At 68.8% G+C, this 19,521-nt stretch carries 20 protein-coding genes; 12 read left to right on the top strand and 8 right to left on the bottom strand.

Features of this window, described 5'->3' with window-relative positions:
- Window positions 1-6 precede the first annotated feature (6 nt).
- Together AMK34_RS32400 and AMK34_RS32405 are read left to right on the top strand one after the other, a co-directional pair.
- Complete coding sequence (locus tag AMK34_RS32400) at window positions 7-1,203, top strand: GNAT family N-acetyltransferase (RefSeq protein ID WP_073847884.1); 1,197 nt, start codon at window positions 7-9, stop codon at window positions 1,201-1,203.
- Window positions 1,204-1,391: 188 nt separating this feature from the next.
- Complete coding sequence (locus AMK34_RS32405) at window positions 1,392-2,597, top strand: acyl-CoA dehydrogenase family protein (RefSeq protein ID WP_073847885.1); 1,206 nt, start codon at window positions 1,392-1,394, stop codon at window positions 2,595-2,597.
- A gap of 55 nt (window positions 2,598-2,652) precedes the next feature.
- Here AMK34_RS32405 and AMK34_RS32410 read toward each other — a convergent pair whose 3' ends face one another.
- From AMK34_RS32410 to AMK34_RS32425, 4 genes are all read right to left on the bottom strand, one after another.
- Window positions 2,653-3,627, bottom strand: a complete 975-nt coding sequence (locus AMK34_RS32410; RefSeq protein ID WP_038518411.1) for a sporulation protein — start codon at window positions 3,625-3,627, stop codon at window positions 2,653-2,655.
- Between the two features lie 135 nt (window positions 3,628-3,762).
- Window positions 3,763-5,106 carry an erythromycin esterase family protein gene (locus AMK34_RS32415; RefSeq protein WP_073847886.1) on the bottom strand — a complete coding sequence of 448 codons (1,344 nt, stop codon included), beginning with the start codon at window positions 5,104-5,106 and terminating at the stop codon, window positions 3,763-3,765.
- Between the two features lie 192 nt (window positions 5,107-5,298).
- Window positions 5,299-6,141, bottom strand: coding sequence for a dioxygenase family protein (locus AMK34_RS32420; RefSeq protein ID WP_037346274.1), 843 nt, complete (start codon window positions 6,139-6,141; stop codon window positions 5,299-5,301).
- A 78-nt stretch (window positions 6,142-6,219) separates the two neighbouring features.
- The gene (locus AMK34_RS32425) at window positions 6,220-7,125 is read right to left on the bottom strand and encodes an AraC family transcriptional regulator (protein ID WP_037346272.1); all 906 of its coding nucleotides are present in this window, start codon (window positions 7,123-7,125) and stop codon (window positions 6,220-6,222) included.
- A gap of 134 nt (window positions 7,126-7,259) precedes the next feature.
- Between AMK34_RS32425 and AMK34_RS32430 the strand changes: the two genes are divergently transcribed.
- From AMK34_RS32430 to AMK34_RS32450, 5 genes are all read left to right on the top strand, one after another.
- A complete protein-coding gene (locus AMK34_RS32430; RefSeq protein ID WP_073847887.1) occupies window positions 7,260-8,438 on the top strand; it encodes a glycosyltransferase 87 family protein in 1,179 nt (392 codons plus the stop codon).
- A gap of 72 nt (window positions 8,439-8,510) precedes the next feature.
- Window positions 8,511-8,903, top strand: coding sequence for a GntR family transcriptional regulator (locus AMK34_RS32435; protein WP_037346270.1), 393 nt, complete (start codon window positions 8,511-8,513; stop codon window positions 8,901-8,903).
- Window positions 8,900-9,787, top strand: coding sequence for an ABC transporter ATP-binding protein (locus AMK34_RS32440; protein ID WP_073847888.1), 888 nt, complete (start codon window positions 8,900-8,902; stop codon window positions 9,785-9,787). The genes AMK34_RS32435 and AMK34_RS32440 overlap by 4 nt, the downstream gene beginning before the upstream one ends.
- The gene (locus AMK34_RS32445; protein WP_073847889.1) at window positions 9,784-10,830 is read left to right on the top strand and encodes an ABC transporter permease subunit; all 1,047 of its coding nucleotides are present in this window, start codon (window positions 9,784-9,786) and stop codon (window positions 10,828-10,830) included. The genes AMK34_RS32440 and AMK34_RS32445 overlap by 4 nt, the downstream gene beginning before the upstream one ends.
- A gap of 10 nt (window positions 10,831-10,840) precedes the next feature.
- A complete protein-coding gene (locus AMK34_RS32450) occupies window positions 10,841-11,590 on the top strand; it encodes an SDR family NAD(P)-dependent oxidoreductase (RefSeq protein WP_073847890.1) in 750 nt (249 codons plus the stop codon).
- Between the two features lie 100 nt (window positions 11,591-11,690).
- Here AMK34_RS32450 and AMK34_RS32455 read toward each other — a convergent pair whose 3' ends face one another.
- From AMK34_RS32455 to AMK34_RS32465, 3 genes are all read right to left on the bottom strand, one after another.
- Window positions 11,691-12,887 (bottom strand): FAD-dependent monooxygenase, encoded by a 1,197-nt coding sequence (locus AMK34_RS32455; protein WP_073847891.1) that lies wholly within the window; start codon window positions 12,885-12,887, stop codon window positions 11,691-11,693.
- 18 nt (window positions 12,888-12,905) lie between these two features.
- Window positions 12,906-13,475 carry a TetR/AcrR family transcriptional regulator gene (locus AMK34_RS32460; protein WP_051972666.1) on the bottom strand — a complete coding sequence of 190 codons (570 nt, stop codon included), beginning with the start codon at window positions 13,473-13,475 and terminating at the stop codon, window positions 12,906-12,908.
- A 65-nt stretch (window positions 13,476-13,540) separates the two neighbouring features.
- Complete coding sequence (locus AMK34_RS32465; protein WP_073847892.1) at window positions 13,541-14,239, bottom strand: type 1 glutamine amidotransferase domain-containing protein; 699 nt, start codon at window positions 14,237-14,239, stop codon at window positions 13,541-13,543.
- Between the two features lie 120 nt (window positions 14,240-14,359).
- Here AMK34_RS32465 and AMK34_RS32470 point away from each other — a divergent pair, with 120 nt between their 5' ends.
- Window positions 14,360-15,262 (top strand): LysR family transcriptional regulator, encoded by a 903-nt coding sequence (locus tag AMK34_RS32470; RefSeq protein WP_073847893.1) that lies wholly within the window; start codon window positions 14,360-14,362, stop codon window positions 15,260-15,262.
- An 86-nt stretch (window positions 15,263-15,348) separates the two neighbouring features.
- Window positions 15,349-15,537, top strand: coding sequence for a hypothetical protein (locus tag AMK34_RS32475; protein WP_038518431.1), 189 nt, complete (start codon window positions 15,349-15,351; stop codon window positions 15,535-15,537).
- A 9-nt stretch (window positions 15,538-15,546) separates the two neighbouring features.
- Here the strand turns inward: AMK34_RS32475 and AMK34_RS32480 are convergent, their stop codons facing one another.
- The gene (locus tag AMK34_RS32480) at window positions 15,547-16,503 is read right to left on the bottom strand and encodes a GlxA family transcriptional regulator (RefSeq protein WP_038518433.1); all 957 of its coding nucleotides are present in this window, start codon (window positions 16,501-16,503) and stop codon (window positions 15,547-15,549) included.
- A gap of 86 nt (window positions 16,504-16,589) precedes the next feature.
- Between AMK34_RS32480 and AMK34_RS43305 the strand changes: the two genes are divergently transcribed.
- The 3 genes from AMK34_RS43305 (at window position 16,590) to AMK34_RS32490 (ending at window position 19,472) form a co-directional block, all read left to right on the top strand.
- The gene (locus AMK34_RS43305) at window positions 16,590-16,733 is read left to right on the top strand and encodes a hypothetical protein (RefSeq protein WP_198941792.1); all 144 of its coding nucleotides are present in this window, start codon (window positions 16,590-16,592) and stop codon (window positions 16,731-16,733) included.
- Between the two features lie 26 nt (window positions 16,734-16,759).
- Window positions 16,760-17,524: a hypothetical protein gene (locus tag AMK34_RS32485; RefSeq protein WP_073847894.1), complete on the top strand. Its 765-nt coding sequence runs from the start codon at window positions 16,760-16,762 to the stop codon at window positions 17,522-17,524.
- 202 nt (window positions 17,525-17,726) lie between these two features.
- Window positions 17,727-19,472, top strand: coding sequence for a BCCT family transporter (locus AMK34_RS32490; RefSeq protein ID WP_037346253.1), 1,746 nt, complete (start codon window positions 17,727-17,729; stop codon window positions 19,470-19,472).
- Window positions 19,473-19,521: the final 49 nt, after the last annotated feature.

Consider the following 19,521-nt stretch of genomic DNA (forward strand, 5'->3'; position numbering starts at 1 on the left):
GTGCCCATGAAGATCCGTTCCACGACCGCCGACGACCGCGCCGTCTTCGTCGACACCATGTTCACCGCGTTCGCCCGGTTCCCGGACACCGCGGGCGAGACCTGGTCCGCGCTCGAAATGGACCGCGGCCTGCTCGCGGTTTCCGAGGACGGGCGGCCGGTCGGCACGGCCGCCGCCTACTCCTTCGAGCTGACGCTGCCCGGTGAGGTCGTCGTGCCGGCCGCCGGGGTGACCGCCGTCGGCGTCCTGCCCTCGCACCGTCGTCAGGGCGTGCTCAGCGCGATGATGCGGCATCAGCTCGCCGATTTCCGGGCCAGGGGCGAGTTCCTCTCCGTCCTGCTGGCGTCGGAGGCCCTGATCTACCGCCGGTTCGGCTACGGGCCGGCGACCTACACCCGGCGCCTGACGGTGCGGCGCCACCGGGCCGCCCTCGCCGTCCCTCGGGCGGCCGAGGTGGCCACCGGCTCGATCGAACTGCTGCGCCGGGCCGACTGCGGCGAGATCCTGGAAGCGGTCTACGACCGGTATCGCCGCGCCAGGCCCGGCGCGCTGTCGCGCCCGCACGGCTGGTGGGAGGCGGGGGCCGGGCAACCCCCGATCTCCCGGGCATCGCGGTACGTCGCCGTGCATCGCGACGCCGACGGCGTCCCGGACGGTTACGCCTCCTACTCGCTCACCGAACCCGACACCCTGACCGTCGACGAGACCATCGCCACCGACGACGCGGTGTCGACGGCGCTGGCCAGGTTCCTGCTCGGGCACGACCTCGTCAGCGAAGTCGTGTTCAAGCACCGCCCGCTCGACGATCCGCTGCGCTGGCAGCTCGAAGACTTCCGCGCCGGCGAGCTCGGCGGCGACACGGATTGGCTGTGGGTGCGGCTGCTCGACGTCCCCCGCGCGCTCACCGCCCGCGGCTGGTCGGCCGACGGCGAGCTCGTCCTCGACGTCGGCGACCCGGCGCTCGGCGAGCACGGCCGCCATCTGCTCACCGTCCGGGACGGCGAGGCGGCCTGTGTCCCGACGGAGCGGGAACCCGATCTGTCCCTCGACGTGAGCGATCTGGGCTCGATCTATCTCGGCGGCACCACTCCGAGCACACTCGTGCGGGCGGGCCATATCCGCGCCCATCACTCGGGGGCCGCGGCGGCGGCCGACGCTCTGTTCCGCACCGAGCGTCCGCCGCATTGCCTGCACTGGTTCTGATCGCGAGAGGGGCGCGGTCTCAGAGCGCGGACGTTCGTTGACACCCCAAAGTGCCACTGCTCTACTCGGACGCATGCTCTGTACGGCCTGAACAAGTGTCGCTCATCCTCGAGAAACACCCGGGAATTCCGGGCGCTCCGCCCTGCCCGGAATTCCCGTTCGCCCTCGCACAGAACGGAATTCACCCCATGACCACGACCGAGCCCCGGATCCGATCCGCCCATGAATGGCTGTCGGCCGCGAAGGAGGTCGCCGCGGAACTCGCGGTGAACGCGGCCGAGCGCGACCGGAAGAACGAAACGCCCTACGCGGAAGTCCTGCTGCTCAAGGAATCCGGCCTGGTGACGCTGCTCGGCCCGGTCGAGCACGGCGGAGGCGGCCAGAGCTGGGAGACCGCCTATCGCGTCATCCGCGAGGTCGCCCGCGGTGACGGCTCGATCGGCCAACTGCTCGGCTACCACTATCTCTGGTCCTGGGCCGCGCGCCTCGTGGCGACCGACGACCAGATCGCCGCCGTCGAAGAACTGTATACGCGAAACGATTTCTTCTTCGGCGGCGCGGTCAACCCCCGCGATTCCGATCTGAAGATCACCGAGGACGGCGACGAAATCGTCTACCACGGACACAAGTCGTTCTCCACCGGAAGCAAGGTCTCGGATCTGACCGTGCTGGAGGGCGTTCTCGAAGGCACCGAAGACCACATCTTCGCAATCGTCCCGTCCGGACAGGACGGAATCGTCTTCCACGACGACTGGGACAACATCGGCCAGCGGCTCACCGAATCGGGCAGCGTGACCATCACCGACGTGCGCGTCCCGTGGGCGAGCGCGGCGGGTTACGTCGACAAGAAGTTCCACCCGCTGACCTACAACACGCTCAACGTCCCGGCGATCCAGCTGGTGTTCGCCAACTTCTATCTCGGCATCGCGCAAGGCGCGCTCGAAACCGCGCTGGCGTACACGCGCGAGCACACCCGGGCGTGGCCGTACGGCGGCGACAACAAGCCATCCGCCGGCGAGGAGTGGTACATCCTCGACGGCTACGGGGATCTCCAGTCGAAGCTGTGGGCGGCCGAGGCGCTGGTGGACAAGGCCGGGACCGCGATCTCCGCCGTACTGCACGCTCCGCGCGAGGAACTGACCCCCGAGGCACGCGGCGAGGTCGCGGTCCTCATCGCCGCCGCCAAACAGCGCGTGATCGATACCGGCCTCGAAATCGGCACGAAGATCTTCGAGCTGACCGGCGCCCGCGCGAGCGCCACGAAATACGGTCTGGACCGGTTCTGGCGGAATCTGCGGACGCACTCCCTGCACGATCCGGTGGCGTACAAACGCCGTGAAGTCGGTGCTTACGCCTTGCTGAACGAACTTCCTGAGCCCACCTGGTACACCTGAGTCCTGGCGAAGTGACTTCTGGGCACACCGGAGCCGGTGTGCCCAGAAAGCCGGATCACTCCTCGAAACCCTCGTCGCCGCCGTCGAAGACGTCCTCCATGACCTCGCCGAGGATCATGCCGCCGACCACACCGGCCGCGGCACCGGCGACCACACCGCCCATCCCCGGACCACGCCTGCCGTGGTGACCGTGATGACCGTGGTGGTCGTAGTCGTGGCCGTAGTGCTCCTGGTGCCCGCCGAACATGGCGTGCCCGCCGCCGGATTCGGCGACCTTGGCCAGCCAGCCGTCGATGGCGGCGGCCCAGTCGGTGCGCAGCGCCTCCTCGTGCGAGACGTGGAAGCGGCCGAAGGAGTCGCCGCCGGAGCGGAACATGCCGCCGCGCTTGTCCGCCTCCAGCACCACCACGAGGTCGTCCGGGCTCGCGACGAAGGTCAGCTCCACCTGGCTGACCCGGCCGGCGTAGCGCGACGGCGGGAAGAACTCGATCTCCTGGAAGAACCCGAGCTCCTGCCGGACACCGTGCAAACGCCCGGCCTCCACGTCGGCGCTGCGGAAGGAGAAGCCCAGCTCGCCGAACGCCTCCAGCACCCGGTCCTGCGATTCCAGCGGCCCGACGAGCACCGGGTCGAGGTCGCCCTTGTCCGGCGCACCGGCGATGACGAGTTCGGTGCGCACGCCGACGACCATGCCCGGCAGCTCACGCCCGCCCACCGCGCTGATCGGCGTCTCCCACGGCAAGGCGATCTGGAACGGGACGGTCGTCAGCTGCCCCGCCGTCACCCGTACCTTGCGGCCCGCGCTGACCCGCAGGAACTCCGCGGTCCCGGCCCGCTCGTGGTCGCCGTGCTCGACCTCGACCCTGGTGACCAGCGAAAGCAGGATCTCCTCGATCTGGGCGTCGCTCGAACCGCCCTGGATGCGGACCTGGCCGGTGATCACCTCGCCGGGAACGGCGTGCGGCGAGTCGAGCACGGTGTCGACGGACGGGCCGCCGACCCCGAAGGCGCTGAGCATCCGTTTGAACATCAGGGATTTCCTCCGCTGGGTACTGGAACAGGGGGTACCGGAACAGGGGGTACCGGAACACTTCGACTACTACCGAGATCCGTCGCGGCACGCCAGGCAAACCGGGTTAAAAACCCCTAAACGGGCGCGACGTCACTACCTTCTCAGATCGGCCTGACGGACGTCGTGCAGGTGGATGACGACGTCGTAGGAGCGCCCGAGCGAGATGTCCGCCGGGTCGACGGGGAACAGCGTGCCGATGGTGCGGGTGGGCCGGGCGGTGTCCAGCCAGGCGCGGGCGGCGGGCGGCGCGGTGCGCAGGTCCAGGTAGAAGTCGTCGAACCGGACCCGGTCGAGGGTGTCCTCGTTCGTCCCGGACGGCGCGGCCGGGACGGAGAACGGCTTCCACTCGCCGCCTACCGCGGTGTCCTTGGACAGGAAGGAACCCCGGTCGAAGCTGAACCCGATCGGCAGATAGCCGCGGCCCAGCGTCTCGCGCAGGAAGGCGCCTTGGGTCTTCGGGTAGATCGACGGCATGTCGGGGATGTACGCGACGTGGGCGTTGTGCGCGGAAAGCAGGATCTTGTGGCCGGTCCGCCGCTGCCACCAGGCCACGTTCTGCGCCATCGCCTGGTCACGCAGGATCTGGGCCGCGGGCAGCCCCTTCGGATCCGCGAGGTCCACGGCGAGGAAGCGGGCGGTCTGCGCGACGAACCGGGCATGCTGCTCGGTCCAGCCGTAGGCGTCCGCGCCGGTCAGACCCTTGACCAGCTCGAAGGCCTGCTCCGCCTGCGTGGCGAGCCGTCGTCGCTCGTCGACGGGTTTGCGCACGTAGGCGAACGCGTCGTCGATCGGGCGCAGTCCCGTGTACAGCTCGTTGAGCCGGGGCAGCGCCTCCGGATGATGCCTGCCGATGTAGTCGGTGATCCGCGCGAAGAACGCGTCGTTCACCGAAGGCGCGCCGAGGTCGTCACCGACGAAGTGCACCGTGCGATCGGGATGCGCGCGGTTGTGATCGCGCATCCACCGGATCAGGCTGACGAACTCCTCGCGATCCCACGGGGATCCGGCCAGCGTGCGCTTCGCGATCTCACGGGCGTCGCCGCGCCCGGTCTGGACGTACTCGTCGATCTCCAGGCCGGCGGACCAGCTGAGCTCCAGCGCGAAGGCCCGGAACCCCTTTTCCTCCACGAGGTAGCGGAACACCCGCTCCTTCATGGTGAAGAACTCGTGGGAGCCATGGGTCGCCTCGCCGAGGCCGACCACCTTCGCGTCGGCGATCATCCCGCCCAGCGCCCGGAGATCGGCAGTGTTACGGCCCGGTTCGGTCGAGCGCAGCGGATACGCCGCCCGGTCCAGCGACCGCACCGGATCCCGCCAGGTCGTGGTCGTCTCCGCCGCGAGAGCCGGACTCGCCAGGGGAGCGAGCATCGCCCCCGTCACCACCACGGCGGCGGCCACCACTCCCCGTCTAGCCCACCGTTTCCGGCCGTTCGTCATACCGTTCACCCCTTCGTTCCGCTGTCGAAATCGATCATCGTCGACGGAACGGTGGGGGCGCATTGAAGCAAAGCTCCTACTTGGGGTGGGGTTTTCCTCACCCCAAGGGAAGCGGGTGGACCCCGCCGCCGGGGTGTGGGACCCGGCGGCGGGAATCCACCCGCGTTTATCTCCCTCCGCAGCGGCTGTCCGTCACTCCGCGCGCCACAACGCGGGTGTGGACGGCGGCTCCCAGCCGGGCTGGGCGGTGTGCGCCTGCAAGCACACATAACCGCGACCGCTGTAGGTGACCCGGGCGCCCGCGGAATAGCCGGTTCCCGCCGCCCAGGTCGTCCCGCCGGGCGGGTTGGAGGTCGAAGTCGACGTCGTCGGCGTCGTACTGGTCGGCCGCGAGGTCGACGTCGGCGTCTGCGGCACGTTCAACACGAAGTCGAACGCCGCCTCCTTGGCCGTGCCCGCGTCCCGGACGGTCATCAGCAGCCGCGGATCGAAGATCGTGTCGGTGTTGTTGCGCGGCTCGTTGGGGAAGTAGAGCTGCGTGGTCAGCACCGGCCTGCCGGGGGCCTGGACCTTGACGTGGATGTGCCGCGTACGACCGGGGTACAGGCCGGGCACGATGGTGCTCAGCGAGAACGCGCCCTGGTCGTTCGTGAACTGGTGACCGCGGAAGGTGTACCCCACGTTGTCGTAGGCGCCGTTGACGTCCGCCTGCCAGAAGTCCAGCAGCGCCCGCGCGATCGGCAGGCAGCCGAGCCCGAACACGTAGCCGGACACGGTGAGCCGCGTTCCCGGCGTGCCCGCCGTGACGAGCGAGGTGCGCTGCGGGGAATTCGGCTTGAAATAAGGACCTTCGGTCTGCGGGATGGTCGGGTCGTCCCCGTCGTCGCAGTACGGGGTCAGCTCGGGTGCCTGGCCGCTCGCGACGGTGGTGCGCGCGAGAGCGGGGCCGCCGATCAACGCGACCGGAGCCGCCACACCCGCGGCGATCGCGGCCTTCAGCACGGTCTTCCGGCTGAGCTTGTTCTCTTCGTCCATACCTGCTCCTCGTGGGGGCTTCGGGAATCACCCTCGACGGTATGGAGAAGATCAGCTGCGGACGATGGACTGGGGTGGTCAGTCGTGGTGAATCTCCGGGGGCGCGTCTCCGGTCCGGCGGTAATCACCGGGGCTCAACCCCGTTTCCCGCCGGAAGAACCGGCAGAAATACGCGGGATCCGCGAAACCGACCCGGCTGGCGACCTGCCGCACGGTGAGATCCGTGCCGAGCAGGAACCGTTTCGCCTCCCGTGTCCGCGCCTCGCGCATCAGTTGTGCCGCCGTCCGGCCGGTCGCCGTTTTCACCGCGTCGGTGAGATATCCCGGCGTGACCCCGATACGTTCCGCGAGCGCGCCGACCGACCAGAGCCCGAGGTCGGGTCTGCCGAGCAACCGCGCGAATTCCGTGCCCACCGCCTGCGCTCTGGCGGGCGGACGCGGATCCGCCAGGCCGGGAAGCCGTCCCGCCCGCACGATCAGCACGTGCATCAGCGCCCGCAGCACCGAATCGGTACCCTGCCCGCCACAACGGAATTCCTCATCGAGTTCGGCGACCAGCCGCGCCGTCTCCTCGGCCGCGCGTTCGTCGAGCCGCCACGGCTGCTGGCTGAGCCTTCGCAGGGTTTCGCGATCCGACGGATGTTCGAGCAGGAAATCGTCGGTGAACAACACGACGAATCCGGTGAGATCACGGGCATCCCAATGATGCACCTGCCCCGGTGTTATGACCGCGAGTTGCGGCGGCCCCAATTCCCAGCGGGTGAAATCGATGACGTGGTCGCCGGTGCCGCCGGTGACATGGACGATTTCGTAGAAGGTGTGCCGATGCGGGAACGCCGCCCGCGACATCGGCCCGATCGTGTCGAAGGTGCCGACCGTGAACGGCAGGGCGTCTGGCGCACGGACCTCCAGCCGATGCAATGGCAATTCCCCCGCCTTCGGTTTCAGGCAAGGCGTCCTCGGCAACACCGTCGTTCCGCGCATGGATCGGTCCCTTTCACCACACTGGGGAATGAAAAGTCTAGACCAATGTTCGCGCCGTGACTGCCGACGGAAGTCGCTTCTCCCCCGCCGGGTACAGTCGGATCATCGACGCACGTCCGAAGGGTCACCACGCGATGTCTCCCACCAAGTCGCGCGGTCGGGCCCGGTGGTCGCTCGGCGCGTTCGCCGCTTTGGCGCTGGCGTGCGTCGTCGCCATGGCGACGGCGGGCACTTCGCACAGCGACCTCGAGATCTACCGTTTCGGCGTCGACACGCTGTGGAGCGGCGGCGATCTCTACGGCGCGTTGCCGCTTTCCGACGCCGGCATCCCCCTGCTGTTCATCTACCCGCCGTTCGCCGCGTTGGTGCTCACCCCGCTGGCGCTGGTCCCGTGGACGGGCGCGGTGCTCTTGCTGTTCGCGCTCAGCCTGGCCGCGCTGGGCATCACCTTCTACGGGATCGTCCGCACGCTGTGGCCGTCCCGGGACCGACGGAAGGCGTTGCTCGTCGCGTCGCTGGCGATCACCCCGGCGCTCTTCCTCGAACCGGTCCGCCAGACACTCGGTTTCGGCCAGATCAACCTGTTGCTGATGGGTCTCGTCGCGGCCGACTGCCTGCTGGCACGGGGTCGTTACCGCGGCATCGGGGTCGGTCTCGCCGCGGCCGTCAAGCTGACGCCGATGGCGTTCCTGCTGTTCTTCCTGGTACGCAAGGACTTCCGTGGCGCGCTGACCGCGGTGGGCACGTTCGTGGCCGCCTCGGCCGTCGCGTTCGCGGTCGCACCGGAGGCGTCCGCGCGCTACTGGTTCGGCGGGCTCGCCGGGGCGTCCGGCATCAGCGGCACTTCGTTCCACACCAACCAGACCCTGCAAGCGGTGCTGGCGCGCTTCGGCGTCGAGTCCGCCGCGAAGCCGCTCTGGATCGTCCTCACCGGTGTGCTGCTGGTGCTGGTGACGGTGACCATGTACCGCTCGGCACCGGTGCAGGCGCTGCTGCTGAACGCGACGTTCGCCCTGCTCATCTCGCCGACGTCGTGGTCGCATCACTGGGTGTGGATCGCCCCGGCGCTGTTCACCACCATCGCCTTCGCCGTGCTCAGGCGTCAGGATCGCCGCAGGGCGGCAGCCTGGCTAGCCGTCACCGGCGTGATCGCCACGATCTTCGTCGCGGCCCCGTTCCGGTACTTCCCTGCCTTCGACCGGCCGGGCCAGACATGGACGACCACCCAGCAGTGGCTGGGGAACTGCTACGTCCTCGCGGGCCTGATCTTCCTCACCGTCGCCGGCGTGCTCGCGCTACGGAAGCGCGTCTAGCGATCCTTCCATCTTGACACCGCGCTCCTTCATGTCTCTATAGTACTAGGTAACTAGATAAATGGAGTAACCATGATCGAGTTCCACCTCGAGGACCACTCCGGCCTGTCGCCGTATCTGCAGCTCGTCCGCCAGGTGCGGCAGGCGCTGCGGCTGGGCCTGCTCGCCGAGGGCGACCAGCTGCCGACGGTCAAGGAAGTGGTGGCCCGGCTGGCGATCAATCCCAACACCGTGCTCAAGGCGTATCGCGAGCTCGAACACGAAGGCCTCGTCGCCGCGAGGCCGGGCGTCGGCACCTTCGTGACCGCGACGCTCACCGACGGATCCCTCGCCGCGCACGGCCCCCTGCGGATGGATCTGCAGCGATGGCTGGCGAAGGCCCGCAAGGCCGGGCTCGACGACGAGAGCATCGAGGCGCTGTTCATGACGACCTTTCGGACCGTCGCCGGAGAGGAAATAGCATGACCGCCGTCCTGCGAACCGAGGGTCTCGGCAAGAGATACGGCAAGAACTGGGCGCTTTCCGAGTGCACGCTGGACATCCCGGCCGGGCACGTGGTCGGACTGGTCGGTCCCAACGGGGCGGGCAAGACCACGCTGCTGAACATGGCCGCCGGTCAGCTGCCACCGACCACCGGCCGGATCACCGTGCTGGGCGGGCGTCCCGGCGCCAGCCCGGCCCAGCTCGCCAAGGTCGGCTTCGTCGCGCAGGACACCCCGACCTACGCCGGGCTTTCCGTCGCGGACCACCTGCGGCTCGGTGCGCGGCTGAACCCCGGCTGGGACGACGCGCTGGCCAGGGACCGCATCGCCCGGCTCGGTCTCGATCCCGCGCGCAAGGCCGGAAAACTCTCCGGCGGTCAACGCGCCCAGCTCGCCCTCACCCTCGGCGTGGCGAAACGGCCGGAACTGTTGCTCCTCGACGAACCCGTCGCCGCGCTCGATCCCTTGGCGCGCCGCGAATTCCTGCAGGGGCTGCTCGAAGCCACCGTCGAGCAGGAACTGAACGTGGTGCTGTCGTCCCATCTGGTCTCGGATCTGGAACGCGCCTGCGACTTCCTGATCGTGCTCATCGACTCCCGTGTGCAGGTGTCCGGCGAGGTCGAGACCCTGCTCGCCACCCACCACCGCCTCACCGGCCCGCGCCGCGACGCCGCCAGGCTCCCGTCGAGCCAGCACGTCGTCTCGGAAAGCCATACGGACGTCCAAAGCACCTTCGTCGTCCGCACCGAGGAACCGATCCACGATCCGGTGTGGACGGTGAGCAAGCTGAGCCTCGAAGACCTCGTACTGGCCTACCTGACCAAAACCACCGCGAACCACCGGCGGATCCTGGAGGTCCGGAGATGATCTGGCTGACCTGGCGTCAATTCCGGCTCCCGGCCGCGGCCGTGTTCGGGGCGCTGGCGGTACTCGCGCTCGTCCTGGCCGTCACCGGGCCCGCAATCTCCGGCGAATACGCCACCGGGATCGCGACCTGCGCGGGCGACACCGCCGCCTGCGACGACTTCGTCGAGCGCTTCCTCAACGACCACCAGAACACCTTCCTGGCCGTCACCGCGCTCGTGCTCCTGCTGCCCGCGCTCATCGGACTCTTCTGGGGCGCGCCGCTGTTCACCCGTGAACTCGAAGCCGGGACGCATCGGTTGATCTGGAACCAGAGCGTCACCAGGACACGGTGGCTGGCGGTGAAATTCGGGATCACCGGTGTGGCCGCGATGCTCGCCGGCGGCGTGGGCAGCCTGGCGGTGACCTGGTGGGCGACCACCTTCGAAACGGCCGCTGTGAAGGATTTCCCACGGCTTTCGGCGATGGTGTTCGACGCGCGCGGTGTCGTCCCCATCGCGTACTCCGCGTTCGCCTTCGCGCTCGGCGTCACCATCGGCATGCTGGTGCGCCGCAGCCTGCCCGCGATGGCCGTCACGCTGGCCGCGTTCGCGGTGATCCAGGTCGCCGTGCCGATCGTCGTCCGGCCCCATCTGCTGCCCTCGATCGACGCGACGCTCGAACTCTCTCCGTCCACCGTGGATGGAATCGGCCGGAATCCGAACACCGGGGTGCTGCATTTCGAAGCCAAGGCACCGGATCCCGGCGGCTGGCTGCTGGCGGGCGAAACCGTCGACGCTTCCGGCAAACCTGTCGAGAACGTCACCATGCCGACGTCGGGCGGCCCGTGTTCGCCCTCGGCGCCACCCGGCGACCGCGGTACCGGAGCGGACCCGATGGATCTGTGCCTGGCCGAAATCAACCGGCTCGGCTATCGACAGCACGTGATCTACCACCCGCCCACGCGATTCTGGCCGTTCCAATGGATCGAGAGCGCGCTGTACCTGGCGCTCGCCCTCGGTCTCGCGGGATTCTGTTTCTGGTGGATCCGCCGCCGTCTCGCCTGAAAGGACCTCGATGCTCGACCTGACCGGTACCACCACGCTCGTCACCGGGGCCAGCGGCGGGATCGGTCGCGGCATCGCGCTGCGTTTCGCCGAGGCGGGCAGCGCCGTCGCCGTGCACTATCACCGTGACGAGTCCTCGGCGCTCGCCGTCGTCGAACGGATCCAGGAGGCGGGCGGCACCGCGAAGACGTTCGCCGCCGACGTCACCGACGACGGCGAATGCCGGCGGCTGGTGTCCGCCGCCGCGGCCTGGACCGGGCGGCTGGACACCCTGGTCAACAACGCCGGCGTGCAGCCGATCGAACCTCTGCCGGAGATGTCGGCGGAGAGCTGGCGCGCCGTCCTCGACGCGAACGTCACCAGCGCGTTCTCGTGCACCCAAGCCGCGGCCGAAGTGATGAACGGCGGCAGCGTGATCCACATCGCCTCGATCGAAGCGGCCCAGCCCGCGCCGGGACACGCGCACTACAGCAGCGCGAAGGCCGCCCTGGTGATGCACGCCCGCGCCGCCGCGCTCGAATACGGTCCGCGAGGGCTGCGCGTCAACGCCGTCTCCCCCGGCCTCATCGACCGCCCCGGCCTCGACGACGCCTGGCCGGAGGGCGTCCACCGCTGGCGACAGGCCGCACCCTTGGGCAGGCTCGGCACTCCTGGCGACGTCGCGAACGCGTGCCTTTTTCTCGCTTCGCCGCTCGCGTCGTGGATCACCGGGCACAACCTGACGGTGGACGGAGGTGTGTCCGCGCGTCCCACTTGGTGATCGCGGCCACCAGCAAGACGCGAAGGGGCCCATCACCGCATCAGACGCAGCGAAGGCCCCCTTCAGCCCAGCTTCCGCAACCGACCTCAGCCTCCGAAAGTCACCGGCTCCGGATCTCGGCCCCACGCTTCAGATTCGTCACGAGCGCCGTCGACTTTCCCGTGACGGCGGCCGCGAGCGGTCGTTCGAGTCCCGGGAGCCGGGCCACGTGAAGGAACGCCCGGCGCGCCAGGAGCAGGAACCGGTTGGCGGGCAGGAACCATCGCGCGCCCCGGCGGGCGACCTGTTGCTTCTCGGTCACCACCGGGCGGACCAGACGCTCGTACTCCGCGAGCGCGGTCTCGATCGAGGGCGCCCGGGTGAGTTGCTCGGCCAGAACGAACGCGCCCGCAATCCCCAGTGAAGCGCCCTGCCCGGCGAGAAGGGAGACGGCATAACAGGAATCGCCGACGAGCACGACCCGCCCGCGGCTCCAGGAAGACATCTCGATCTGCGCGACCTGGTCGTAGTACACCTCGCCCGGAGGCGGGCACAGGTCGAGCGCTTTCGGCACCGCCCAGCCGAGCGAACCGTAGGTCGCGCGCAGCGCCGCCCGCGTGTCGTCCGGCAGGGCCGGATCCGTCGTGCGGTGCACGGCGAACGCAGCGAGTTTGCCGTCGCGGAGACCGTAGAAACCCATCTGCATCCCGACTGTGTCGGTCAGACAGAAGCGCTCGCCCACCTGTGCGCGAATCTCCTCGTCCTCGAAAACGAAGGCCGCCGTATGAAAACCGAGATGACGCAAGAACCGGCTCTCTTCACCGAAGACCAGCCTCCGCACGGTCGAATGGATCCCGTCGGCCCCGACCAGCAGATCGGCTTCGAGGGTCTCGCCGTCCACCAGGGTGACCCGCACGCGGTCGCCGAGGTCCTCGACGCCGGTGACCCCGGCACCGAACCTGACGTCCACTGTGGACGGAAGACCGGTACGCAGTACTCGTTCCAGATCCGGCCGCATGATGCTGCAGAGCCGTCCCCGCACCGATTTGGCGAACTGGACGTAGTCGATCGCCGCCCGGCGGCGACCGTGCTCGTCCAGCAGGCTCGCCTCGTCCACCCGATACGCCGCTTCCTCGACCTGGGGCAGCAGCCCCATTTCCTCGACGGCGTCGAAGCCGGGGCCGAAGAAGTCGATCATGTAACCCTGTTGCCGCGGCCCCGCCGCCCGTTCCAGCACCACGACTTCGACGTCGAGCGCCGCGAGCCGGTGCGCCAGCGCCAGACCGGTGATCCCGGCCCCGCAGATCGCCACCTTCATGGGGTCCCTCCCTTTCGTTCAGCCGACCAGCCTGCGCAGGACGGCCGGAGAGACGATCCGGCCGGACTCCGGTCCGAGCGCCCGATGCAGCAGAAGCCCGTCGACCGCGGCGAGGAGTGCCGCCGCCGTGTCGTCGGCGTCGGCCACTCCCCGCTCCGCCAGCCACCCGCCGAACCTGGTGCGCAGGCCGGCGAGCAGCTCGCGGATGCCTTGACGCAAGGTGTCATCGCGGGTCGCGGCGAGATAGGCCTCGGCGAACAGCAACGACATCGGGTCGGTGCCGGAGTATTCGCCGACCGACGCCAGCAGCGCGTCCACCGCATCGGCCGGTGTCTCGACGGATTCCAGCGCCGGCTCGAAAGCGACCGCGACCTCGCGCATCGCGCCGAGCACGCCCTCGATCATCAAGGCCTGCAGCGACGGGAAGTGGTAGTGCACGACGCTCGGCGTGACACCCGCGCGTTCGGCCAGGATCCGGGTGCTGACCGCGGACCAGCCGAGTTCGGGCACGAGCGCGACGGCCGCTTCGAGCAACCGTTGCCGAACGAGCTTGCCACGCGCCGCGGCCGGGGATCCTGCCACCGTCATCTCCTAGGGCGTTCGTCCTGTACGACTGCCCTGATCGTATGTCCGGATCCGTCCGCGGTGCAAGCTCACGCCGTCTTCAGCCGCGCCACCACGTGTTCCGCGGTCGCGACACTGGACTGCGGATTCTGGCCGGTGACAAGGTTTCCGTCCACGACGACCTCGCTCGACCAGGCGGCCGCCGGAGTGACGATCGCGCCCTGTTCCCGGAGCCGCGCCTCGACGAAGAAGGGAGTCTTCTCGCCCAGTCCACCCTGCCGTTCCTCCTCGTCGCTGAACGACGTCATCGAGCGGCCCGCGAAGGTGAACGAGCCGTCCTCGCGACGTGCGCTGAGCAAGGCGGCGAGTCCGTGGCAGAGCGCGGCGATGGTCTTGCCCTGCGCGTCGGCGTCGTTCAGCAGGGCACCGAGGTCGGCGTCGTCCACCAGGTCGGTCATCGGGCCGTGTCCGCCGGGCAGGTAGAAGGCGTCGTAGGTGCCGGCCGAGACGTCGGAGAGCTTGAGCGGCGCCGAAAGGTCGAGCTTCTCGAGGTACTCGGCGAATTTCGCGCCCGTGGCCGCGTCGACGCCGCCCCGTTCGTCGAGGCTGATCGGGTCGACGGTCGGCCGGAGCCCGGACGGCGTCGCGATCTCCACCCGGTGGCCCGCCGCGGCGAGCACCCGGTGTGACTCGGCGACCTCTTCGGCCCAGAAGCCGGTCGGGTGGTCGACGCCGTCCGTGAGCCGCACGTGGTCCGCGGCCGAGACGATCATGAGGATCCGCGCCATGACTGTTCCTTTCGTTGTCCGGGGGCGTTGTGCCCACTGCCCGCTTCAACGGGGTCCGTGCTGCGAGTACTCCGAGACGGCGGCTAGCATCCATAAGATTTCTTATGGAAGGCGGCTTGCATGCCCAACTTGGACCGGCTGGCGACCTTCCTGTCGATCTACCGCCTCGGCTCGCTCTCCGCAGCCGCCGCGGAGCTCGGCCTGACCCAGCCCGCCGTCACCGGGCAGCTGCTCAAGCTCGAGGAGGAACTCGGCGAGCAGCTCTTCGTCCGGTCACGGCTCGGTGCGGCGCCGACCGCCCGCGCGGCCGAACTCGCCGCCAGGATCGGCACCCGGATCGACGAACTGCGGGGCGCGCTGACGGCGGGCGACGACGAGGTCCAGTACCGCGAACAAGTGGCGATCGGCGGCGCGAGCGACGGCATGGCGACGCGGTTCCTGCCCGCGCTCGCCCCGCTGACCGAACGCGGGCTGCGGCTCACCGTCACCCTCGGGCTCGCCGACGAACTCCTGTCCGCCCTCGAAGCCGCGCGCCTGGACCTCGTCCTATCGCCGGTCCGGCCACGGCAACGCGGCATCACCGCGATTCCGTTGATCGACGAGGAGTTCGTGCTCGTCGCCGCCCCCGCGCTCGCCCGGAGCGTCGACCCCGCGCTGCTCGCCGCCGACCCGGTGCCGGCGCTGGCCCACCTGCCGCTGATCGCCTACGCCGGCGATCTGCCGATCATCCGCCGCTACTGGCGCAGCGAATTCGGGCGGCGGCCGCCGAACCGCGTCGCGATGGTCGTGCCCGATCTCCGCGCGATCCTCGCCGTCGTCGTCACGGGAGCCGGGGCGAGTGTGCTGCCGCGCTACATCGCCGCGGCCGCGCTCGAAGCGGGCTCGGTCTCGATCGTGCACACCCCGGAAGTGCCGCCGCTGAACACCATCTATCTCGCGCACCGCTCCGGGACGGTGCGGCCGGTCGTGACCCTCATTCGCGACCGGCTGCTGGAACGCGCCCGCGCCTGGGGTTCACTCTGAAACTCCCGCACGGGGCAAAAATGACCTCTTCCTCCCTCGGAACCGTCGCGAAGCTTGCTCTTCCGAACCCGTTTCCTGGAGGACACATGGTCTCGAAACCCCGCCTCGCCCTGGGAATGCTCGTCTTGGCCGCCTTGGCGGCCGGGCTGCTCGCCTTGCTCATCTCGCTCGACGTCGGCGCGTTCTGGGCCAAGACGCTGCCGCTCGCCTTCCTGGCCGGTGGCGCGGCGGTCGCGCAATCCCTCGGCCTGTTCAACAAGCCATCGAAGGACTGAGGCCGGGCGTCAAACGCGCTGCGGTGCGAAGGTTCGTCGGTAGTCCTGCGGGGAAACGCCGACGACCTTGTGGAAATGGTGACGCAGCAAGGCTCCTGAGCCGAAGCCGCAGCGGCGCGCGACCTCGTCGATGCTCATCGTCGTCTCCTCGAGCAGCGACCTCGCGTGCAGAACCCGTTGTGTCGAAAGCCATCGGTGCGGTGTGGTGCCCGTCTCCGCGACGAACTTGCGGGCGAAGGTGCGTTCGGACATCCGGGCCCGGCGGGCCAGATCGGCGACGGGATGTTCGTGGTCGATGGTGTCGAGCATCCAGGTGAGCACCGGCTGAAGACTGTCCCCGGTGCACTCCGGGATCGGCAACTCGACGAACTGGCGTTGCCCGCCTTCCCGTTGCGGCGGCACCACCATGCGCCGGGCGATCACGGTGGCCGCGGCGGAGCCGAGTTCGCGCCGGACCAGATGCAGGCACGCGTCGATGCCGGCGGCCGTTCCGGCGCTGGTGATGATGTCGCCGTCGTCGACGAAGAGGACGTCCGGGTCCAGCCGCGCCTCGGGAAAACGCTTCCGGAACCGCTCGCTGTGCCGCCAGTGGTTCGTGCACCGCCGCCCGTCGAGCAGCCCCGCGGCACCCAGCACGAACGCGCCGGTGCACACCGAAAGCAGTGTGGCGCCTCGCGCCGAAACCGCACGGAGCGCTTCGAGCACCGCGGGCGGGTATTCGTCGCGCACGTCGCAGGCGGGGACGACTACCAGGTCCGCGTCTTCCGTCGCTTCGAGACCGTGTTCCGGGGTGACCTTGACGCCGTGACCGAGGCTCAGCGGCTCTCCGGCCCGCTCCCCGCACACGCGGAAGTCGAGCAGCGGCAGTCCGTCATCGGTGCGGTCGTAACCGAACACCTCGCAGACGACACCGAACTCGAACGCGGCGAAGTCGTCCAGCAGCACCACGGCGACGCTCTTCAGCATGCCCGAAGCATAGCTGGCAGGATTTTGTCGCACAACGACAGAACTGCCACTTTTGGCAGGATGTGCAGTGGCGCAAACTTACTGCCATGACCGCAATCATCGTCACCCTCGCCCTGATCGCCCTCGTCACCTACCTGCTGGAGCGCAACCACTCGCGGCAGGGCCGTCCGGACACCGCCGGCGGCGACCCGCTCGGCCGGCCCTTCTGGAAAGGAGGCGCCACGGCTTAAAATCCCTTCGAACCGTGGGGGGTTTGATGGCCGATGGGCAGCGTTTCGTTCGTACGTTCCGATGGAGCGCGGCCGTACTGCTCGGCGGCGGAGCACTCTTCGCCGCCGTGTTGGCGGCCGACATTCCTTACGCGGACACCGCTCCGGCGCCGACGACTTCCGCGCCGAAGCTCCAGGCACCGCCTCCCTCCGTCGAGACGGTGCCGCCTGAGGCCACATTGACCGTCGTGACCACGGGCGTCCGCCCGGGGCCGGACGACCGCAGCCTCCTACTCCAGGTGCGGCTCCCGGACTGCGGCCGTGAACCCCGGATCGAAGGCCTGACAGAAGAGAACGACATCATCTACGCGAACGTCGTCATCACCCCCGGGGCCGCCGATTGCCGGGCGACGGTGCCATCGGAGATCAAGCTCACCACCGCGGCCCCGATCGCGAACCGGACGCTGGTGCTCAACTCGGGGGACGCTCCCTGGAACAAACTGCCGGACGAGACCTGGGGTCACTGCGGCGAGCTGGGCTGCGACCCTCCCGCCGATCACTGCGCCGACGTCCGGGTCGAACAGACCCGCGGCGAAGCCATCGACATCCACACGCGCGCCTGCGACCAGAAGTGGCTCGTCGTAGACCGCACGAACTTCCCCCAAAGCCCGTCGCTGCGCGTGCTCTACCGCTGGGTACCCGATCGATGGCAGGCGGTGACGAGCGTCAAAACCGAGGGATGCGAGGAAATCCTCGCCAAGGAACCCCAGTTCAGCAGGGCTCTCTGCGAAAAACTCGGCCCGATCTCCTGACCACCCGGTGTCACGAGCGACACGTTCCCCGCCGAGATCGTCGGCGACGCTCGCATCCGCCGAGGTCAGGCCCACAATCACCGGTTTAAACCTCTTCGCCCGCATTTTCTGCCGGTTACCAGTTTTCTGGTTAGGGTGCAGTGGTGCAAACGGGTTAACTCGGGCGGAAGGAGATCGCGCCGTCATCGGCGCGTGTCTGAACATGAGTTCGCAGGACGGTAAACAAGCGGAAGAAGAGGTCGTCGCGGAGACCGCGTCGGACCTCGCCCACGCGCCGGACACGACAGGTCCGGGGCACCCGCCCGATGAGCACGTCCCGCTCGACCTCGCCGCCGAACGACCCGCCGAAACCGACCGGACCGTTTTCGGTGTGGCGGCGGCCCTCGCGCTCGCCATCATCATCTGGGGTGTCCTGTCCCCCGAGAGCCTCGCGAGTGTCGCGTCGACCCTCCTCAACGACGCCGTGATCCCTTACGGCGGCTGGGCCTTTGTGCTGACAGCGAGCGGTTTCGTGCTCTTCGCGGTCTGTCTGGCCATAAGCCGCTACGGCCGGATCCCGCTGGGCGGGGACAAGGAACTCCCCGAATTCCGGACGTCGTCGTGGATCGCGATGATGTTCAGCGCCGGCATGGGCATCGGCCTGATGTTCTTCGGTGTGTACGAACCGGTCTCCCACCTCGCGAGCCCGCCCCCGGGCACCGCGGCCCCGAACTCCGACGAAGCCGTCCACACCGCGATGGCGACGACGTTGTTCCACTGGACCGTGCACCCGTGGGCGATCTACGCCGTCGTCGGCCTCGCGATCGCGTACAGCACCTTCCGGAAGGGCCGCAGCCAGCTGATCAGTTCGGTGTTCGCGCCGCTGATCGGCAAGCGGCGCACCGAAGGCCCGCTGGGCAAGGCGATCGACATCATGGCGATCTTCGCGACCCTGTTCGGTTCGGCCGCTTCGCTCGGTCTCGGCGCGCTCCAGGTGGGTGGCGGTATGGGCGCCGTCGGCTGGATCGACGATCCCGGCAAGGGACTCCTGGTCGCGATCATCGCGATCCTCACCATCGCGTTCATCGCTTCGGCGGTGTCCGGGGTGGCCAAGGGAATCCAGTGGCTGTCCAACATCAACATGGTGCTCGCCGCGGTGCTCGCGGTGTTCGTGCTGGTGGTCGGGCCGACCGTGCTGATCCTCAACATCGTGCCCGGCGCGATCGGCGACTACTTCCGCGAACTGGCGGAGATGTCCGGCCGTACCGGGATGACCGGTGGCGAGGAGATGCAGACCTGGCTCGGCGGCTGGACGGTCTTCTACTGGGCGTGGTGGATCTCGTGGACGCCCTTCGTCGGCATGTTCATCGCGCGGATCTCGCGCGGCCGCACCATCCGGCAGTTCATCTTCGGTGTCATCGCGATCCCGAGCATCGTGAGCCTGATCTGGTTCGCGATCTTCGGCGGCGCGGCGATCAGCAGGCAGCGGGCGGGTACGGACATCGCGGGCGCGGGCAGTGCCCAGTCGGCGACGTTCGAACTGCTCGAAACGCTGCCGTGGTTCGTCCCGATCGCGATCCTGGTGATGATCCTGGTGTCCATCTTCTTCGTCTCCGGCGCGGACGCGGCTTCGGTGGTGATGGGCACCTTGTCCCAGCGCGGGAGCGTGCACCCGAAGAAGGGTGTCGTCATCTTCTGGGGCGTCCTGATGGGCGCCGTCGCGGCGGTGATGCTGCTGGTCGGCGGGGACAAGGCGCTGACCGGGTTGCAGAACCTCACCATCCTGATCGCGGTGCCGTTCGTGTTCGTGATGGTCGGGTTGTGCGTGTCGGTCTGGAAGGACCTCCGCAACGACCCGCTGATGAAGCAGGAAGACGCGATGATGTTGTCGCTGAAGGAACTGCACGAGGAACGTACGAACGGCCACGCCCGCCGTCGCCTCCTCGGACGGTCGAAGCAGCGCACCTGAGTCGGTGAAAGTACGTGAAGGCCCCCTTCATTGCGTCTAGCGCAGTGAA

The organism is Amycolatopsis sp. CB00013, from assembly GCF_001905755.1.
GTDB lineage: Bacteria > Actinomycetota > Actinomycetes > Mycobacteriales > Pseudonocardiaceae > Amycolatopsis > Amycolatopsis japonica.

What these genes read in the sequence shown, in the direction of transcription:
- AMK34_RS32475 (WP_038518431.1), top strand. Translation starts at nt 15,349, where the DNA reads ATGGTCTCGAAACCCCGCCTCGCCCTGGGAATGCTCGTCTTGGCCGCC.
- AMK34_RS32480 (WP_038518433.1), bottom strand. Translation starts at nt 16,503, where the DNA reads ATGCTGAAGAGCGTCGCCGTGGTGCTGCTGGACGACTTCGCCGCGTTC.
- AMK34_RS32470 (WP_073847893.1), top strand. Translation starts at nt 14,360, where the DNA reads ATGCCCAACTTGGACCGGCTGGCGACCTTCCTGTCGATCTACCGCCTC.
- AMK34_RS32410 (WP_038518411.1), bottom strand. Translation starts at nt 3,627, where the DNA reads ATGTTCAAACGGATGCTCAGCGCCTTCGGGGTCGGCGGCCCGTCCGTC.
- AMK34_RS32405 (WP_073847885.1), top strand. Translation starts at nt 1,392, where the DNA reads ATGACCACGACCGAGCCCCGGATCCGATCCGCCCATGAATGGCTGTCG.
- AMK34_RS32460 (WP_051972666.1), bottom strand. Translation starts at nt 13,475, where the DNA reads ATGACGGTGGCAGGATCCCCGGCCGCGGCGCGTGGCAAGCTCGTTCGG.
- AMK34_RS32450 (WP_073847890.1), top strand. Translation starts at nt 10,841, where the DNA reads ATGCTCGACCTGACCGGTACCACCACGCTCGTCACCGGGGCCAGCGGC.
- AMK34_RS32490 (WP_037346253.1), top strand. Translation starts at nt 17,727, where the DNA reads ATGAGTTCGCAGGACGGTAAACAAGCGGAAGAAGAGGTCGTCGCGGAG.
- AMK34_RS32415 (WP_073847886.1), bottom strand. Translation starts at nt 5,106, where the DNA reads ATGACGAACGGCCGGAAACGGTGGGCTAGACGGGGAGTGGTGGCCGCC.
- AMK34_RS32440 (WP_073847888.1), top strand. Translation starts at nt 8,900, where the DNA reads ATGACCGCCGTCCTGCGAACCGAGGGTCTCGGCAAGAGATACGGCAAG.
- AMK34_RS32425 (WP_037346272.1), bottom strand. Translation starts at nt 7,125, where the DNA reads ATGCGCGGAACGACGGTGTTGCCGAGGACGCCTTGCCTGAAACCGAAG.
- AMK34_RS32465 (WP_073847892.1), bottom strand. Translation starts at nt 14,239, where the DNA reads ATGGCGCGGATCCTCATGATCGTCTCGGCCGCGGACCACGTGCGGCTC.
- AMK34_RS32485 (WP_073847894.1), top strand. Translation starts at nt 16,760, where the DNA reads ATGGCCGATGGGCAGCGTTTCGTTCGTACGTTCCGATGGAGCGCGGCC.
- AMK34_RS43305 (WP_198941792.1), top strand. Translation starts at nt 16,590, where the DNA reads ATGACCGCAATCATCGTCACCCTCGCCCTGATCGCCCTCGTCACCTAC.
- AMK34_RS32445 (WP_073847889.1), top strand. Translation starts at nt 9,784, where the DNA reads ATGATCTGGCTGACCTGGCGTCAATTCCGGCTCCCGGCCGCGGCCGTG.
- AMK34_RS32455 (WP_073847891.1), bottom strand. Translation starts at nt 12,887, where the DNA reads ATGAAGGTGGCGATCTGCGGGGCCGGGATCACCGGTCTGGCGCTGGCG.
- AMK34_RS32420 (WP_037346274.1), bottom strand. Translation starts at nt 6,141, where the DNA reads ATGGACGAAGAGAACAAGCTCAGCCGGAAGACCGTGCTGAAGGCCGCG.
- AMK34_RS32430 (WP_073847887.1), top strand. Translation starts at nt 7,260, where the DNA reads ATGTCTCCCACCAAGTCGCGCGGTCGGGCCCGGTGGTCGCTCGGCGCG.
- AMK34_RS32400 (WP_073847884.1), top strand. Translation starts at nt 7, where the DNA reads ATGAAGATCCGTTCCACGACCGCCGACGACCGCGCCGTCTTCGTCGAC.
- AMK34_RS32435 (WP_037346270.1), top strand. Translation starts at nt 8,511, where the DNA reads ATGATCGAGTTCCACCTCGAGGACCACTCCGGCCTGTCGCCGTATCTG.